Source organism: Candidatus Bathyarchaeota archaeon, assembly GCA_026014745.1.
Taxonomy (GTDB): Archaea; Thermoproteota; Bathyarchaeia; order Bathyarchaeales; family Bathycorpusculaceae; genus Bathycorpusculum.
Map to the genome: position 1 here is coordinate 120,089 of JAOZHS010000003.1, position 17,597 is coordinate 137,685.

Genomic DNA, 17,597 nt, shown 5'->3' on the forward strand with positions numbered 1-17,597 from the left:
TTGCATTACCAAAAAAAATTACTATTCGATTAAGGTAACTCTTTTTTGAAGTGACTGCCCATTTGGCTCTACCCACTCTTCGGGGTCCAAAACAATAGGTTTCCCATTGTCCCATGCGGTCTCAAAATTCTGTTGATATATCTCAATTATATTTCTGCTATCTGTTTTTAGCATACACGGAAACAGACCTGTCGTTTTTCTTTGAGTTGTAATGAAAAGTTCCTTATTATCAAAAATCAAATAGGGTTTCACTCTAATGTTGCCCCCCTGTTTAAGAGTAAAGTCACCTTTTGAGGGGATTATTTGCTTTAACAACTTTTTGTTTGCCTCTAAAATATGTAAATCCTCAATGAGTATTCTTGTTTTTACTTTATGAGTCGCTAGAGCTTTGCAATGATTACAAAGGTGAGGCGAGCGTCGTCGCATTAGTTCAAAATTAAGGACGCCGTCAAATTGAATCCGTGCCTTTTCGAATGCCTCATCTAAAGAGTTGTTCACGCTGTTATCAGTAACGATATACGTGGCGTTGTCCGATTGTAGGTCGATTTCGTTTTCAACAAAATTATTTTCTATCGCTTGGGCTACGGCTCTTACCGTTTTCATGCGGTTAATTTTATCGGTTGCTTTTTGTTGCTCTAAGGTAATTATTCTGGTGAGCGCTTTTGCGGAAGGAATATTGGTGATAAATAATGGGCGTTCGGTCGTTTTTGTTATTAAACCCATTTTTTCAAGTTTAGGCAATATTTTATAGACATCTTGAGGATGGATATGCGTGTCCTCGGCTATGCTACTTATACTTGACCTTTTCGAACGAAGTATGCATACGTAAGCCTTAGCTTGGTTATTTGATAGCCCGAAAGCAGTTAATTCTCTTACTAACTCACTTTCTTTCAATTAACCTGCACGTTTATAGTTTTTTGAACGTTTTGATTAATAAAACAATCTGATATTAAGAGGGTTGTCAGCGTCTTTTATGACACCAAAAAAGCTCCTTAAGAACATGAAATTAACCGTGTTTTGTTAATGTCGACATTATATGGGGTTGGCCAAGCTAACTACCGCGGTAGTTGTGCTAATAATTTGATTTCTCTATCAAAGTAGCGGTTGTAGTCTTCATAAAATTTGTGTAGCAAAATGTAGAGTTTATTAGGTAGTTTTTAGATTGTTCGTTGCGCTACACGCGCGGTAATAGTACAGCTTGGTTAGTACATAGGCTTGCCAAGTCTAGGACCCGGGTTCAAATCCCGGTTACCGCACCAAACTTTTCCTGTTTCTTCTCTTAAGGCGTGGCCTTTCTATCTGTTTTTTCAAAAAAAGGGTTTATACGATTTTTATGAAGCTGCCAATTTTATTCTGAAGAGCCTTTTCGTAAGCAATCCTTGCTGTTACGGCGTCTTGAACCGCTAGCCCTGTGGACGTGAAAACTGTGACTTCGTGGTTGTTTTCTCTGCCGGGTTTTATGCCTGCGGTGATTTCTCCGATTTCAGCCCAGATGTCCTCTTTGGTGACTGTTTTATCTCGAAGCAGTAGCGGCACATTGATTTCGCCGCATCGTGAGGCTTGTGTCCAATCGTCGATAACCGTTTTTGCTCTTCTCAGTATTGTTGTGTCAAGTTCTTCTTTTCCTATTGCGTCCGCGCCGATGCAGTTAATATGCATCCCTGGAGAAATCATCTCGTCGAGTACCAACGGAACTTTTGATGGAGTAGTTGTAACCACAATGTCTGCGCCTACGACGGTGTCACTTACTTTTTGTTCAAGAACAAAGTTGCACAGATGACCGTACTCTTTTTTTGCTTCTTCAATAAAGGAACTTTCAGTTTGAGGGTGCCTACTCCAGACTCTTATTTCCTCAATTTTGTCGTTGTAAACTTCAAGAAGCGCCATCAGTTGAGTTCTTGCTTGGGCGCCTGCTCCGACGAAGCCAATCACTTTGGAGTCTTTTCGGGCAAGAAATTTGGCGGCGATTCCGCCTGCAGCTCCAGTTCTCATGTCTGTGAGTGTTGTGCCACCCATTATGGCGAGGGGGAAGCCCTTCGAGGGGTCAATTAGGACGATGACTGCCATGACTGTGGGCAGTTTGTAGTTTTCTGGGTTATCGGGGTGTACGTTTACAATTTTTACGGCTGATATGTCTAGGTCTTCAAGGTAACTGGGCATTGTCCGCAAGTCGCCGTTGTATTTGTTGAAGTTTAAGTACACCTTAGCGGGCATCTGAACGCGACCTATACCTTTCTGTTTGAACGCTAATTCGACTGCGTCTAAGACTTCGGACATTGAAAGGAGCTTTTTGACCTGTTGGTCGGTTAGCAAAAGAGTTTCCAATTTTTTCTCGCCAAAACCCACTGTTTAATCGGCGAAACGATTAATATAATTATTGCATTTTTCGGAAACTTTCATCTCTCAACTTGCAAAGTGGTAACCGCGCCTGAAGAAAGTGTGATGCTTTTGGTCGTATTATTGAATCTCGTAAATTTTATAAGAAATCCCAAACAGCATTCAAGTAACCGTTGGCTTGAAAATCCTAAATGAGCAATATGTTAGACAAGCAAACTCTTGCAGGATGGTTACGGGAAAATTACCCTTTAATAGCCATATTACTCGGGGCTATGATGCTGTCTTTTTCTGTGGGGCCCTACGAGAACGGCGACACAATATGGGAATTTAAAGCCGCCAGCGGGGTAATCCAATGGGGTATGCCCTATGTTGAAGTGCAGGGCAGCTTGATGAACCAGCCCCCTTTAGGTTTTTATCTGCAAGGTTTTTTCCTTAAACTCTTCGGTATGTCCGTGAGCACCGGCGTACTTTTAGTAACTTTACTAGGTATCTCTTCAACGTTTCTAATGTATAAAATAGGCAAAGAACTCTACGGAAAACCCGCAGGTTTACTCGCAGCCGCGCTTTTTGGCTTTACCCCTTGGCAACTTGTTCTTTCAAGAAGTTTTCTAATAGACGTGCCTTGCCTATTCTTTACATTGGTGTGCTTATTTTTTGCAATTTTAGCCATACATAGATGCTCAATCAAGCTGGCCACTCTATCAGGCTTATTTTTTGCGGCTGCACTTTTAACAAAGCTATTCGCAATTTTCATCTTGGTACCCATAGTTCTGCTATATGTTTATTATCACCCAGAAACTCCAAGACGCATAATCAGCCAAGTCGGTCTTTTCTGCTTGCCTGTGCTTTCTTTTTCTTATTTGTGGTATCAGGTAATTTTAGGAAAAAACTTATTCTACCTTTTTAGCCACAACGACTTTTTTGAAATAAACCTCCAAACCAATCAGCCTACGTACTTTTTTGTTAGCAATTTTCTTCTTAATTATGGGTTAGGCACTATTTTTATTGCCGCAGCCATTTTTTCGGTGCTTCTTTCGTTAATCTTCAGGCGGCGTCTATCCAGATTCCTAACGATGGATGTCATTTGCTTAGTGACCATTTGTACGATTTGTGGCGTGAACACTTTTATGGGTGCAAGCCTGAACCTAAATGTGCCGTATACAAGCGCAATCAAATATGACTATCAATCTTTGCCTTTCTTTAGTTTGTTAGCCGCTTCGTTAGCCGGCAAATGTAGTGTCCTTTTGAGGAAAAATCCGCTAAAAACAAGAGGCGACCAACTGCTATTTGTTAGTGGTTTAGCTGGAGTTTTCTTGCTTGTTGCCTCAGTTTTTTCTATTCAATTTATTACGCTGGATTCCTCACGGTTGAATTTTTTGAAGTATTCAGTACAATCAGGCTCCATACAAGGTTATGCCTTAAGTGCTTCAACGCCGTTATTGCAATATAGTTTTTCCATGTTTGTGCAGTATTTGGGTTGTACGATTGTGTTGGCGGCGCTTTTAGTAGCAAACAAAAGCTACCTAAAATCGATGTTCAAACCTATGCATAGCTGGATCGAGACAAAAAATTCGGCTTTTAAAAATAATAATCGACCCCTAATATAGCTGCCGTGCTGTTGCTGTGGGGTAACAGTCACATACAATTATTTTGTCAAAAAATACCAGTTCTTTAGGAAGATATGCCCGAAATTATAGACGTAAAAAATCTTGTTGAAGTTTATTCTGATGGCACCAAAGCCGTTGACAACATTTCTTTTAGTGTCGGTCAAGGCGAATTTTTTGGGTTTTTGGGTCCAAATGGCGCTGGGAAAAGCACCACGATAAAAATCCTAACAACCCTGCTTAGGAAAACCTCTGGATCCGTTTATGTGGCGGGTATGGATGTTGATTCAAGCGCTTCTGCAATCCGTCGGCTTATTGGAGTGCAAAGTCAAGAAACAACAGTAGACGGCGACTTGACTGGTCGCGAAAACCTTACGTTGCAGGGGCATTTTCAGCAAATGAGCGGCTCTACGTTGAAGAATCGAGTGAATGAGTTGTTGTCTTTGGTTGGCTTGGAGTCAGCGGCGGATAAGCGGGCGCGTAATTATTCGGGCGGCATGAAGAAGCGTTTGGATTTGGCGACTGCGCTTGTGCATAAGCCGAAGTTGCTTTTTTTGGATGAACCGACAACGGGGTTGGATCCGCAGTCTCGAAATGCGATTTGGTCTTATCTTGAGCAAATCAACAAGGAGGAGGGCATAACCATTTTCTTAACTACTCAGTACCTCGAAGAAGCTGATCGCCTCTGCAAACGCTTAGCAATTATTGACTTTGGCAAAATCGTGACTTTAGGGACTCCTGCCGCTTTGAAGCAGGAAATCGGCGCTGACTCAATAAAAATTTCCATCGACAATTGCGAACGTGACAAACCCCGTGCGAGAGAGATACTCAGCAGTTTAGAGGGAGTGAATCAGGTTTTAGATGCGGGTCCTGAAGAATGCCTAACCGTTTATGCCAAGCATGCTGGTCCCTTGGTCGCGGATATTGTGCGTGCCTTTGATAGCTGTGACATTAGGTTGTTGTCGGTGACGTTTTCTTCGCCTACTTTGGATGATGTTTTTCTGCAACATACGGGACGTCGGATACGCTCTGAAGAACTGGTTAAGACTCCCAGTGCTATGTTTGGAGGCGCCCGACGATGACGCTGCTCTCCGACACCCGCTATCTGTTTGTTAGATACCTAAAGAAGCTGATCCGAAACCCAATTTTGCTGTTTTTTTCACTATTTCAGCCCATCATATTTCTGCTCTTATTCACCCAGCTTCTGGGCAGTTTTAGCAGTATCCCTGGGTTTGCGGCAGCCACCGGCACCACAAGTTACGCTATATTTGCCACTGCAGGTATTCTTCTTCAGAACGCCTTTGGCAGCGCCTTGCAATCGGGAAACTCTATTGTAGCAGACATTGATTCGGGATACCTGCAAAAGATGCTGGTTACACCGGTTAATCGTTACGCGATTTTACTGGGGCGCTTGACCAGCGACGCCTTCCGAGTGGTTATCCAATCCATAATCATTATTGCCTTGTCGTTTTTGCCTATTGTTGGCGTCTCGTATGTCACGGGGTTGCCTGGGATTTTGCTGATTCTTTTAACTATCGCTTTCTTTGGGTTAGCCTGGTCAGGCATTTCGTTGGCTATCGGCATGAAAACCCGTAGTTCCGAAACTGTTTTTGCAATCGGCGGTTTTATCACTTTTCCGTTGCTGTTTTTGAGTACTGCTTTGGTGCCGCAGAGTTTTCAGCCACAATGGATACAGACCGTTTCGATGTTTAACCCGATTAGTTATGCGGTGAATGCTTGTCGTGTGCTTATGATTACGGGGTATGATTGGAGTACCATTTTGCAGGCGTATGGTGTGATTGCGCTTGTGGGTGTTGTAACGTTGACGGCTACGGTTTATCAGTTTAGAAAAGTAGTTAGTTAATTCTTTGTTGTTCCTTTTTTTATTAGCTATTTTATTTTTTTAGGTTTTTTGTCTCCATCATTGCTGTTTTTTGTTGCCTGTTTAGAACCCCATGAATTTTCAGTTTTTTTGTTCTTAAAATTTAAAAGCAACTAGCGTACTTTTATGTGAACTAACTCGGGGTAGCATGGGAGAAATTACTGCGATGGCACAGAGCATACTAGGCAACCATGATTGGAATGTGATGTGTTGCCTAAAAAGTGACCCTTGGCAAAGAACAGTATCCTCTCTCTATCTGCACAGTTTAGGGTCAGATAAACTTAAATATGTTCATGTAACCGCTTGTTGCTATAACAAGTGTATATCTGACTCAGCCTTTGAGGTGGCTCAATTGGTAAAAACCGTTGACGGAGAAATTAACGCATGATTGTTGAAGCTATTATCGCATTTGTCTTAATCTTTGTTTCAACTCTCGTTATTTACAGTTTAGGCAGACGCGCTGCCCCAAAAACCGCAATAAGTGAAAACGAACAAGCCGCATATGCTTGCGGAGAAAAAGTCACCTTCCAAGGACTAAAAATCAACGTGTCCCTTTACCGTTACCTGATTTACTTCGTCGTTTTTGACTCATCAGTTCTCGTTCTCGCATTTGCCGCTTTTGCGCTGGCTGCAACAAACCCTCTGCTGCTAATTCTCTACTTGGGAATAATTCTTGCGGCAGGTTGGGCGCTTCTTGAAGGAGGCAAAAATTAATGACTGACACAAAAACTTGGGCACGTGTAAAATCTCCTTGGGTGCTTCACTTTAACTCGGGCGCCTGCAACGGCTGCGACATAGAAATCGTTGCCTTGTTGACCCCCAAATATGATGTTGAACGTTTTGGCGTAAAACTTGAACCATCCCCGCGTCACGCTGATGTTTTACTAGTCACCGGAGCCGTTACCCAGCAATGTGCAGAACGGCTAAAACGCGTCTACGACCAGATGCCCCAACCTAAATTCGTCGTCGCCATTGGCGCTTGCGCCTGCAGCGGCGGAGTATTTGAAGGCAACTATAACGTGTTGGGCGGCGTCGACAAAGTTATCCCAGTTACAGCTTACATACCGGGGTGTCCACCGCGACCTGAAGCAATCATTGACGGTGTCGTTAAACTCTTAAACGCTCTCAATCCCCCTAAGAATCCACCTAAACCCGCTAAAGCCCCCGCTCAAGAGGTTTCCCCAAAAGTAGAAGAGGTAAAAACAGATGGCAAACAATAGTTTAGACATTATTGGTTTAGTTGAATCTCAATTTGGAGATAAAATAAAAGTAGAACGTGGCTTGCTTGGAGCAGCCTCCATAACTGCCAACAAAGGCCTACACTACGACGTACTCAAAGCTATGATTGCCGCTGACGAAAAAGCCGGCATCACAGCCATTACAGGCTTAGACTTCGGCGCAACAATGGGCGTCTACTATCACGTTCACACCTCAAAGCCCTTCATAACTATAAAAGCTGAAATCCCCAAAGCAAACCCAAAAATAAAGTCAATCGTTGACATCCATCCTGGCGCGGCTTTCCATGAACTTGAAGTCACCGATTTATTCGGCATAACCTTTGAAGGAAACGAATTCAACGGTCACTTCGTACTCTCCGAAAACTGGCCCGACGGCGTCTACCCGTTACGCAAAGATGTAAACTTAAATGACGTCAAGCTGGTTCCAACACCAGCCCGTGAAGCCAACACGCTTCCTGAGAATCAACGTCTCGTCAAAATTATAATTGGTCCTCAACATCCAGCACTGCTGGAACCCGAAAAATTCTCAGTTACAGTCAGCGGCGAAACAGTTACCAAAGTTGAACCCCGCATCGGTTACGTGCATCGCGGCATCGAGAAATCCGCTGAATCCCGAAGCTACCTCCAAGACGTCTACCTAGTAGAGCGGGTCTGTGGCATCTGCAACCCCTGCCATGCATACGGCTTTGTGGCTGCCGTGGAGAAAATCCTCAAATTCAAAGCTCCACCACGGGCACAATATCTTCGAGTTATCGCTTTAGAACTCAACCGATTACATAGCCACCTCTTAACTTTAGGGCACGCAGGCCTTGAAATCGGTTACGAAACAGTTTTCCAGTACTTCTGGCGCGACCGGGAGCCCATTATGGACTTAATAGAGTTAACCAGCGGCAACCGCGTATATGGTTCTTTAATTGTGGTGGGCGGTGTCAGACGTGACATCAACGCGAACGATATCCCCAAAATCAAAACCACCATTGAAGAGCTTCGCGGAAAGCTTCCCTTCTACCGCAAAATCTACAATGACGAACCCACACTCCGCCTTCGTATGCACGATGTCGGAATTTTAAGCCGCGAAGACGCACTCAAACTCTCCGTGGTAGGTCCAGTTGCACGTGGTAGTAAAGTTGACATTGACGTTCGGAAAGACTTGCCTTATGAAGCATATGGCGAGATTCCATTCAAAGAAATCGTCTATGACACCTGTGACACTTGGGCACGAATGAATGTGCGCCTTGATGAAGTTGAAGAAAGCATCGACATCCTCCAATACGCCCTTGACCATCTACCTTCAGGACCTATACGCGAAGATGTCCCCCGCGCTGTCCCTGCAGGAGAAGCCGTTTGTAGCTTGGAAGCTCCAAGAGGCGAACTCTTCTACTACGTGAGAAGCAACGGAACCGACATACCTGACCGCGTAAAAATCCGAACCCCAACATTCGCTAACATTCCATCATTCCTCAAATCTGCAATCGGTGAGAGCATAGCTGACGTACCTTCAAACTTTGTTAGCTTAGATCCATGCTTCTCATGCACTGACAGGTGATATATGCGATGCTTGACATCTGGCTGATCTTCCGTATTCTAATCTTCCCAGGCTTCAGTTTCATCCTATTCCTAACGCTCTTCTGCGATTGGATGGAACGAAAACTCGAAGCCCGCATCCAAAACCGCGTTGGTCCCATGGTTGCAGGCCCCGCAGGCATATTGCAGCCCCTCGCTGACTTTATCAAATTATTAACCAAAGAAGACATTGAACCCCGAGGCACGAAACGTTTCCTCTTCAAATTTGCGCCCCTTACCGCCTTTGCAATTATGGTTTTTGCCATGTGCTTCATACCCATTGACGGCGCAAGTGTTCTATCTACAAGCGGCTTCACCGGCGACTTGATTATTATCTTGGTGTTCTCAACCATCGCGAACTTTTTGTTGTTCCTCTCAGGCTGGGCATCTAACAACCCTTACGGTTCAATCGGGTCAGCCAGAGTCTTAACCCAATTCTTAGGCTACGATATTCCCCTATTCCTCTTGGCATTATCCCCTGCATTTATCGCAGGAACCTTAAGCATCGCAGGCATAATTGCAAGCCAAAACATCTGGTACATCGTTTTAGTGCCCTGGGCATTCGTATTATTCGTAATCACAATTCAGGCAGAACTTGAAAAAGACCCCTTCGATGTCCCCCACTCAGAATCTGAACTCGTTGGCGGCTTAGAAACCGAATACACAGGCGCAAAACTCGCTTTCCTCCACTTAACCCGAGACGTCCAAGTCGTTTTTGGCTCAGCGTTAGTGGTCACGTTATTCCTTGGCGGCTTTAACGGACCAGTATTCTTTGGGCCTCCACAATTCTGGTACACACTTTGGTTCGTCCTCAAACTCTTAGCTGTCGTCGCCATATCAGAATACATTACTACAGTCTTTGCCCGCTTACGCATAGACCAAGTTTTAACGGCTAACTGGAAAATATTCCTGCCCGCAGCAATCCTGTGCTTAATGTTAACAGTAGTATTAGTGACATGGGTCTATCCACTGGTGGTGTAACAATACATGGCTGACAAAGAAAAGAAATCTCGCATATCTCCAATATTTAGGCGTGCAGCGTCGCACCTCTTTACTAAACCTGCAACAACCAAGTATCCCTTCGTAAAACCCACATTACCCGATGACGCACGAGGCAAAGTAATCTACGAAATCAAAGACTGCAACATCATCGACTTTGGACCCCGCCGCGACTTCACTTTAGACGTGAAAGCCATAGTGGGATCTAACTGTCACGTCTGCCAACGCGACTGCCCAACCAACGCAATCGAAATCGTCGAAGTAGAAGGCAAAAAACGCGTCCAAATCGACCTCAACAAATGCATCTTCTGCCACCAATGCGTAGAAAGCTGCCCCCGAAAAGCCATCACCAGCTCCGAACTATACGAGTTAGCCACAACCGATAAAGGCTCACTAATAATGAAGCCCAGCCTAAAAGCCAAGGAGGACACACAGTAATTGATTCCATTTATTCTTGAGATTCTTTCAGTAGGTTTGATCGTTTCAGCCGTTTTAGCGCTGTTCCTTGACGAAGTCGTTTATTCCGTTGCAGCCTTAAGCGGCACCTTCCTGTTTACATCGCTAATTTACGCCTTAAGCGGCAACATATACGCCGCCATCTTCCAATTTGCCGTCAGCATCGGCACCTTAGCCATATTGTTCCTCTCCGGCGAAATGTTAGGTGACAAACCCGCCCGCAAAGCATCTCCCCAACGTACCGCGGGATTATTGGGCGCAGGTGTGCTTTTGTCTTTACCTGCACTTTTCCTCTCAGTCTCTGGCGAGACAACCATCACCAATGAAGCCTCTTTTGGAGATGCCCTCTGGAATCTTCGAGGCTTAGATACAATTTTGCAGGCAGTTGTTATTTTGACGGTGGCGTTAGGAATCGCCATTGTCCTTTATGAGCGGAGGAAGAAGTAATGGACTTCGTTATCCTCTCGCTGGTTATGTTGGCTATCGGTATCTATGGGTTACTGACTAACCGCCAACTCCTCAAAGTTTTCATATCAGTCGAGTTAATCGCCACGGCGGCAACCCTAAACTTCGTGATGCTTGCCATGGGTCAAGGTTTAGGTCAAGCATTCCTAGTTTTAGCCTTTGCAACAGACACCGCAGTCAGCGGCGTAATCTTAGCGTTGCTCGTCATTGTATCCAAAAAGTATGGTACAAGCGATATCGGAAAAATCGTACAGTTGATGCAGAACAAAGAAGAAGATAGCGAGGTTGAAGCATAATGATACTTGAAGAATTCTCTGCATGGTTCGTCTGGGTAATCCCACTTATAGCAAGCCTATTCGTCCCAGTAATCGCGAAATACAGCGAAAAAGCACGCAACTACTTCGTCATGGCAATAGCCGCAGTTGTCTCCGTCTTAGCGCTCACCTTGGTCCCCGGCGTTTGGGGATTAGCACAGCCAAGCCACTACTACACCATAAACTGGCTACCTGGCGTTGATGGCAGCAGCATCGCCGCAGGAGTCTACGTTGACCCGCTCAGCGTGCTATTTACCTGTCTAGTAGCATTCTTCGCACTCATAATCGCCATTTACTCACAAGGCTACATGAAAGGCGAAGAAGGCCTAACCCGCTACTACTACCTATTGCTCCTCTTCATAGGCTCCATGATCGGCTTAGTTCTCGCCGACAACATGCTCCAGATGTTCATCTTCTGGGAAATGGTCGGCTTATGCAGCTACGCCCTGATTTCCTTCTGGTACAAAAAACCCGAATCCATCCGTTCAGGTGTCAAAGTTTTCATCATGACCCGCATCGGCGACATCATGCTTCTCGCCGCCATCGGCATTCTCTTCTACATGTTTGGCACCTTCAGCTTCCGCGGCATAATCAGCGGACTCGAAGCAGGCGGCTTCAACATCGATCTAATGGTGCTTGTTGCCTTCTTGGTTTTAGGCGGTGCAGTCGCAAAATCCGCACAGTTCCCACTCTTCACTTGGCTCTATAGCGCAATGGAAGCCCCAACCTCAGTCAGTGCCCTCTTACACGCAGCCACCATGGTCAAAGCAGGCATCTACCTCCTCTCAAGATTCATCCTAATATTCTCAGTCGCACCCACCCTAATCGCTGCACTCCAACTATCTTGGTTCCCAACAGTAGCATGGATAGGCGTCATAACCGCCTTCATAGGCGCCACATTAGGGCTCATGACAACCGACATCAAAGGAGTCCTCGCATACTCCACCGTGAGCCAAATTGGCTTCATGATGGCAGCGTTAGGCACAGCCATGGCAACAACCTCTGACGTTTTCATGTCCACTGGATGGTTCGCAAGCCTCTTCCACATGGTCAGCCACGCTTTCTTCGAAGGTCTTGGATTCCTCCTTGCAGGTGGTATCATCCACGCTTTAGGCACTCGAGATATGCGTCTCATGGGTGGACTTCGAAAAGCCATGCCCATTTCCTTTGCGTTAATGTTCATAATGATAATCACCACCAGCGGACTGCCGCCTTTTGCAGCCTTCTTTAGCAAGGGCTTAATCATCACCAGCGTCACCGATGCAGGTAGTCTTATCCAAACGATACTCATCTACCTAAGCGCCGGCATTACCTTCGCTTACTGTTTGCGCATGTTCAGCTTAGTCTTTATGGGCAAACCATCAGAGCACATCCAAAAAATCCACGTTCACGAAGCACCCAAAGTCATGCTCATTCCAGCCGCAATCTTAGCAGTACTCTGCATCGCTTGGGGTCTTGCACAGCCTTTAGTTGCAAGCTTTATGGATGTAGAGTTAGAAACCACCCTGCTGGGCGCATTTACCAGCCTTGAAACACCCATATTCCTAACGATGCTTGTCCCAATATTCTTCCTCGCCTACTACACGTACTACAAGAACTGGAACGCCTTCCGAAAAGTCGCCGCAGGCAGAAACCCAATAACCATCACCCTAAACCACGCCTACTTCCTTGACGACTTCTACAACGCAATCGCTAAAGGCATAAACGGCTTCTCAGCAGCGCTGACAAGAGTCGAAAACGCCTTGTTCTCGCGTTACCCTGACGAAGCAGGAACCAAAGTTGGCGAAGCAGCGGAGCCCGGACATGCAACGGTGCTCAAGAAAGGGCCCTCTGACTCATTTAGAAACTATGTTGCAGCCGCAGTGCTGGGCTTTGTGCTCATCATTGTGCTGATAATCTTAACATTAGGAATAGGAGCGTAAAAGACATGACACTACCCCTACTACTAGCAGTATTCGCACTCCCAACCGTAAGCATACCCTTCGTATATTTAACGGGAAAGAAATCCCCCAAAGCAGCAGCAGTCTTTGTTGCCTTAATCGCCCTCATCAACATGGGGTTGGTCTTCGCAACAGTACCTGACATATTAAACACAGGCAGCTACACCGAATCCTACACGTGGATTCCATCAGACCTCGGCGGAAGCACTGCACTTGCCCAATTCTCGCTGTTCGTAGACGGCATAAGCGCATCCATTGCCCTCATCAGCTTAGTCCTCATATTCGTAGCATCAATCTACAGCATCAACTACATGTCAGGCAAAAAACACCTCGCAGCCTACTACGCGCTCCTCTGCATGCTCAGCGTCGGCTTAGTCGGCGTCTTCCTCACCAGCAACCTCATCTTATTCTACTTTTGCTGGGAACTAATGCTCGTACCCGCCTACTTCATAGTCGGAGAATGGGGCTACCGCAACAGCTACAAATCCGCCTTCAAACTCTTCATATTCACCCACGCAGGCGCAGTCTTCGTGCTCTTAGGTATCGGAGCAATCTACTGGCTAACCGGCTACACAGATATGTTCCAAGCCCAAGCAGCTCTTGCAACCGCTGCACCCGATGTCATCAAATGGATACTTATTGCCCTGACCGCTGGGTTTGCAGTTAAAATGGCTGTATTCCCAGTCCACATGTGGCTACCCGATGCTCACTCTGAAGCACCCGCACCGATGTCTGCGTTACTTAGCGGTGTTATCATCAGCGCAGGAGCATACGCCATTATCCGCCTATCGTTTGGCGTTGTGTTTCCATCCGTAGGCGAAGCCTTTGGTGTACCCTTCCTACATGCCCTATCCATAATCGGCATAATCACCGCATTCTTTGGTTCCCTACTCTCACTGGTAGCCAACGACATAAAACGCGTCATCGCATACTCAAGCATCGCGCACATGGGCTACATTATGTTTGGTCTCTCACTATTCCCACCAGCACTCGCAAGCGGAAACGTCGTGATGCTTGCCTCAGCAACATCCATAGCAATCGTCGGAACCGTGCTCCACATAATCACACACGCAGCCAGCAAAGGCCTCTTCTTCCTTACCGCAGGCGGCGTCATGCACCAAACCGAAAAACGCGACATCCGAGAAATGGGCGGCTTAGCAAGCAAAATGCCCTTCTCAGCAGTCTCTGGAACCATCGCAGCACTCAGCATCGCAGGCGCACCACCCCTAGCCTGCTTTATCAGTGAATTCTTCATATTCGTCGGCGCCATCCAAATCATCCAAGCAGGCGACAGCTTCTACATCTTCCCCACCGCAATCATGCTGGTTGCAACAGTCTTCTCCTTGGCTTACTCGCTGCGATTTATCAGCAAAGTTTTCCTCGGCACAAGCAAAGACGAAGTCGGCGTCATAGATGAATCAGCCCACGGCGGCCACGAAGTAACAAGTTCAGAAACAGAAACACCTGTTGCAGAGCTTAAACACAAAATCGTCGACATCCCCAACTACATGAAACTGGCCCTCGCAATCCTGGTGGTCTTAGTCGTCGTCATCGGCATCTACCCCACCTTCTTCATGAATCTAATACAAACAGTAACCTTCGGAGGGGTCTAAGATGGTTGAAATACTTACCGTACTACTACCCATAATCACCTTCGTAATCGCAGCGCTACTAACCATACCCATATTCAAAATAATCCGCCGCAGCACTCACAAAACCGGTCTAACCGTAAGCTGGGTAGTTGTGGTCTTTGTTGTAGCGAGTTTATTTGTAGCAAACTTAGCGATCAACTATTACAGCGACCCAACAAGCATAAACATCGCCTTAGACGGCAGCACAGCCACCCCATTTGTTAGCAGCTTCCTAGTAGATGCCATATCCGTTTACATGGCCATCATAATGGTAGCCATAGCCGCAGTTGTCATGATTTACACAGTATTCTACATGAACAGCAACGAGCGCCCTGCAGACCGTTACTTTGCCATAATGTTCATAACCACTGGCGCACTCATCGGCGCAGTTCTCGCAGGCGACCTGTTAACCTTCTTCATATTCTGGGAAGCCGCCACCGCAGGCGCAGCTTTCTTGATGATGTACCGCAAAAACGCGTTCAGCCTCAATGCCACCATGAAATACCTCATCATGGTCATCATCGCCTCCGCCTTCGTACTCTTCGGCTTATCCATAGTCTTTGGCATAACTGGCACCCTCAACTACCTCGCACTCAGCGGTGCAATAACCACCGCCGCGGCCTCAGACCAAGCCCTCCTAATCATTGCCTTCATATTCATTGCCGCAGGCTACGCAATTGAAGCCGCCATTGTACCCTTCCACTTCTGGCTACCCGACGCATACACTGCCGCACCCGCCCCCTCAGCATCCTTCCTATCCGCACTCGTAGACCAAGGCAGCTACTACATACTCATCCGCATCTTCCTCTACATCATCCTACCCGGCGCAATCGACTGGACGCTTATGCTCGCCGTCTTAGCAGCCCTCACCATGATTGTCGGTAACATTTTCGCGCTCATACAAAACGACATCAAACGCTTAGTCGCATACATCTGTGTCGCAGACGTCGGCTACAACCTCGTCGCCATCTGCAGTGTAACTGCGCTTGGTGTTGCAGGAAACCTCTACTTCTTCCTCATCGGCGGCATAACCACTGCACTCGCATTCATGGCAATCGGTATCATGAACAGTCACGGCTTCAAGACACTTGACGACTTCCACGGCTTAGGCAAAAAGATGCCTTGGGCAAGCTTAGCGCTCATCATGGCAGGCTTATCCTTCGCAGGTGTTCCACCGCTGGGTGGCTTCATGGGCAAATACCTCGTCTTCACCTCCGCAATCAGCGCCAACCTATCTTGGCTCGCCATCATCGGTGTCATCACCAGCGTACTGCAAACCGCTTACATATTCCGCCTCGTCAACATAATGTACGGCAAACCAGCCAAAAACGACACCCCCGTCAAAGAAAACAAACGTATACTAATCCCCGTCTTTATACTCGTCGCCGCCATATTCCTGCTTGGTCTGTTCCCCAACGTCGTCTTAAACCTCATCAACCCAGTCATCAGCCAACTACCCTTCATAGTCCCATAATCCTTGCCTCTTTTTTGGGCAATTCCTTTTCTGTTTTTGCTTTGTCGTAAACCACATAAACCTCCAGCAGTTTCTATAGCTCGGTGCCTCGATGAAAAGAATGGTCGCTTGCTGTTTGGTCGCGTTTTTGGTTTGCAGTTTAGCCTTTGCTGCACCTGTGTATGTAGAGTTTGGGGCAGCCTCAACTGAGGTCACAAGCATAATCAGCTCAGACACGACATGGACGCGTGCTGGAAGCCCTTACGAACTTCACGGTCCAGTTGCAATACTTTACGATGTAACCTTAACGGTTCAGCAGGGCGTAACCATAAACATGCACGGTAACTACTTACAGGTTAACGGCACCTTAATAGCTAAAGGTACCCTAACGGACAAGATTCTTTTTAATAATGGTTATATCGCCTTTACCGAATTAAGCCACGGTTGGGATGAACAAACAAAATCGGGCAGCATAATTGAAAACGCTGATTTTGTCGGATCATACGAGGACCATCCACGTTATTCTGCTCAAATAACCACAGAAGGGGCATCTCCAAAGTTGACTGGTCTCTCACTTAGTTCGCTTATGATTACTAAAGGCGGCGGTTCACAAACAATAACTAATAATTACGTAGGTTCCATGTGGGTTACGGGGTCGCAGGCAATTTCTAATAATACCATTCGAACAGCTCGATTTAGCGGGAGCCAAAACATATTCAACAACTACATTGATATTCTAAAAACCGATGGTTCACAAGTAATTTCTGGTAACGTAATCAAAGACTTACGAATCGAGGGGACTCCAACAGTTTACAACAATGAAATCGGAAATAATGTGCCCGAACTTATCACCACCACCGCCTCTCTGACAATGAGTGGCAACGCCACAATCTCCTCCAACATTATCTACGATGGAATAAGCGCCGGTGCTGGTTCTCCGATAATCTGGAACAACACCATAACTTATACCCCTTCAGGCTACGACCAACAAAATCAAGCTGCCCTCAACCTATCACCTCAATGTAACGCTATTGTAAGTAACAACCGCATAACAGGTATGTCTGCTTCGATTCCTGACTATGAATCGCTAGGCATGCGTCCCGACCGTGGACCCTACTACACTTACTATGGCATAACCTGCAACAATAACCAAAACATCATAAACAATGAAATTTCAGGTTGTACCAAAGCAAGCATCCTAGTCTATGGAAACGCTACTATACAAAAAAACATCTTCCACGACAAAGGCGTAATCCTTGACGCCTCAAATGCGCAGATTAACTTTAACAATTTCGAAGATGACTCTGGGCTCTATCTTTGGGAACACGCACAAGGAAACATCGATGCAGCCAACAACTGGTGGGGGACAACCGACACCGCCAAAATCGACCAAGTAATCTATGATTTCACCGACGACTTCAATTTGGCCACCGTAAACTATCAACCCATCTTGAATGCGCCCAATTCACAAGCAGGACTGGACCTAACCACGCCCATGCCAACTCCCGTCCCCACAGCTACTTCAACCCCAACAAATCCGCCCCAGACCCCCACGGTTACAACCGGGGAATCCAGCAGTCACCTCTTCGGCAGTCTCATCAGCCTCGATTTGGAGCAAACCGCCATAATCGCGTTGGTTGTGGTTGTTGCGGCGTTGGTGGTTGTTGTTGTGGTGTTGTTGCGGACAAGACGAGTCTAATCGTTGATTAGTCTGT

The 17,597-nt window shown here is 46.3% G+C and carries 16 protein-coding genes and 1 tRNA gene; 15 read left to right on the forward strand and 2 right to left on the reverse strand.

Annotation, left to right across the window (positions count from 1 at the left end; all coding sequences use genetic code 11):
• Positions 1–21: 21 nt before the first annotated feature.
• A complete protein-coding gene (locus NWE92_11750) occupies positions 22–894 on the reverse strand; it encodes a hypothetical protein (GenBank protein ID MCW4030308.1) in 873 nt (290 codons plus the stop codon).
• A 288-nt stretch (positions 895–1,182) separates the two neighbouring features.
• Here NWE92_11750 and NWE92_11755 point away from each other — a divergent pair.
• Positions 1,183–1,259, forward strand: a tRNA-Gly gene (locus tag NWE92_11755).
• Positions 1,260–1,320: 61 nt separating this feature from the next.
• Here the strand turns inward: NWE92_11755 and ala are convergent.
• The gene (ala, locus tag NWE92_11760) at positions 1,321–2,325 is read right to left on the reverse strand and encodes an alanine dehydrogenase (protein ID MCW4030309.1); all 1,005 of its coding nucleotides are present in this window, start codon (positions 2,323–2,325) and stop codon (positions 1,321–1,323) included.
• A 203-nt stretch (positions 2,326–2,528) separates the two neighbouring features.
• Between ala and NWE92_11765 the strand changes: the two genes are divergently transcribed.
• From NWE92_11765 to NWE92_11830, 14 genes are all read left to right on the forward strand, one after another.
• Complete coding sequence (locus tag NWE92_11765) at positions 2,529–3,944, forward strand: glycosyltransferase family 39 protein (GenBank protein MCW4030310.1); 1,416 nt, start codon at positions 2,529–2,531, stop codon at positions 3,942–3,944.
• A gap of 74 nt (positions 3,945–4,018) precedes the next feature.
• Positions 4,019–5,023, forward strand: coding sequence for an ATP-binding cassette domain-containing protein (locus tag NWE92_11770; GenBank protein MCW4030311.1), 1,005 nt, complete (start codon positions 4,019–4,021; stop codon positions 5,021–5,023).
• A complete protein-coding gene (locus NWE92_11775; GenBank protein ID MCW4030312.1) occupies positions 5,020–5,805 on the forward strand; it encodes an ABC transporter permease in 786 nt (261 codons plus the stop codon). Before NWE92_11770 ends, NWE92_11775 begins: the two co-directional genes overlap by 4 nt.
• Before the next feature lie 402 nt (positions 5,806–6,207).
• Positions 6,208–6,537 carry an NADH-quinone oxidoreductase subunit A gene (ndhC, locus tag NWE92_11780; GenBank protein MCW4030313.1) on the forward strand — a complete coding sequence of 110 codons (330 nt, stop codon included), beginning with the start codon at positions 6,208–6,210 and terminating at the stop codon, positions 6,535–6,537.
• Positions 6,537–7,043, forward strand: a complete 507-nt coding sequence (locus NWE92_11785) for an NADH-quinone oxidoreductase subunit B family protein (GenBank protein MCW4030314.1) — start codon at positions 6,537–6,539, stop codon at positions 7,041–7,043. Before ndhC ends, NWE92_11785 begins: the two co-directional genes overlap by 1 nt.
• Complete coding sequence (locus NWE92_11790) at positions 7,030–8,607, forward strand: NADH-quinone oxidoreductase subunit C (GenBank protein ID MCW4030315.1); 1,578 nt, start codon at positions 7,030–7,032, stop codon at positions 8,605–8,607. The genes NWE92_11785 and NWE92_11790 overlap by 14 nt, the downstream gene beginning before the upstream one ends.
• Before the next feature lie 8 nt (positions 8,608–8,615).
• Complete coding sequence (locus NWE92_11795; GenBank protein ID MCW4030316.1) at positions 8,616–9,605, forward strand: NADH-quinone oxidoreductase subunit H; 990 nt, start codon at positions 8,616–8,618, stop codon at positions 9,603–9,605.
• A 6-nt stretch (positions 9,606–9,611) separates the two neighbouring features.
• Positions 9,612–10,061: a 4Fe-4S binding protein gene (locus tag NWE92_11800; protein ID MCW4030317.1), complete on the forward strand. Its 450-nt coding sequence runs from the start codon at positions 9,612–9,614 to the stop codon at positions 10,059–10,061.
• Positions 10,062–10,526 (forward strand): NADH-quinone oxidoreductase subunit J, encoded by a 465-nt coding sequence (locus NWE92_11805; protein ID MCW4030318.1) that lies wholly within the window; start codon positions 10,062–10,064, stop codon positions 10,524–10,526.
• Positions 10,526–10,840 (forward strand): NADH-quinone oxidoreductase subunit K, encoded by a 315-nt coding sequence (locus NWE92_11810; protein ID MCW4030319.1) that lies wholly within the window; start codon positions 10,526–10,528, stop codon positions 10,838–10,840. Before NWE92_11805 ends, NWE92_11810 begins: the two co-directional genes overlap by 1 nt.
• Positions 10,840–12,780 (forward strand): NADH-quinone oxidoreductase subunit L, encoded by a 1,941-nt coding sequence (locus NWE92_11815; protein MCW4030320.1) that lies wholly within the window; start codon positions 10,840–10,842, stop codon positions 12,778–12,780. Before NWE92_11810 ends, NWE92_11815 begins: the two co-directional genes overlap by 1 nt.
• A gap of 5 nt (positions 12,781–12,785) precedes the next feature.
• Complete coding sequence (locus NWE92_11820; GenBank protein ID MCW4030321.1) at positions 12,786–14,411, forward strand: NADH-quinone oxidoreductase subunit M; 1,626 nt, start codon at positions 12,786–12,788, stop codon at positions 14,409–14,411.
• Position 14,412: 1 nt separating this feature from the next.
• Complete coding sequence (locus NWE92_11825; GenBank protein MCW4030322.1) at positions 14,413–15,903, forward strand: NADH-quinone oxidoreductase subunit N; 1,491 nt, start codon at positions 14,413–14,415, stop codon at positions 15,901–15,903.
• Positions 15,904–15,994: 91 nt separating this feature from the next.
• The gene (locus tag NWE92_11830) at positions 15,995–17,581 is read left to right on the forward strand and encodes a right-handed parallel beta-helix repeat-containing protein (protein ID MCW4030323.1); all 1,587 of its coding nucleotides are present in this window, start codon (positions 15,995–15,997) and stop codon (positions 17,579–17,581) included.
• The last annotated feature ends 16 nt before the right edge of the window (positions 17,582–17,597 follow it).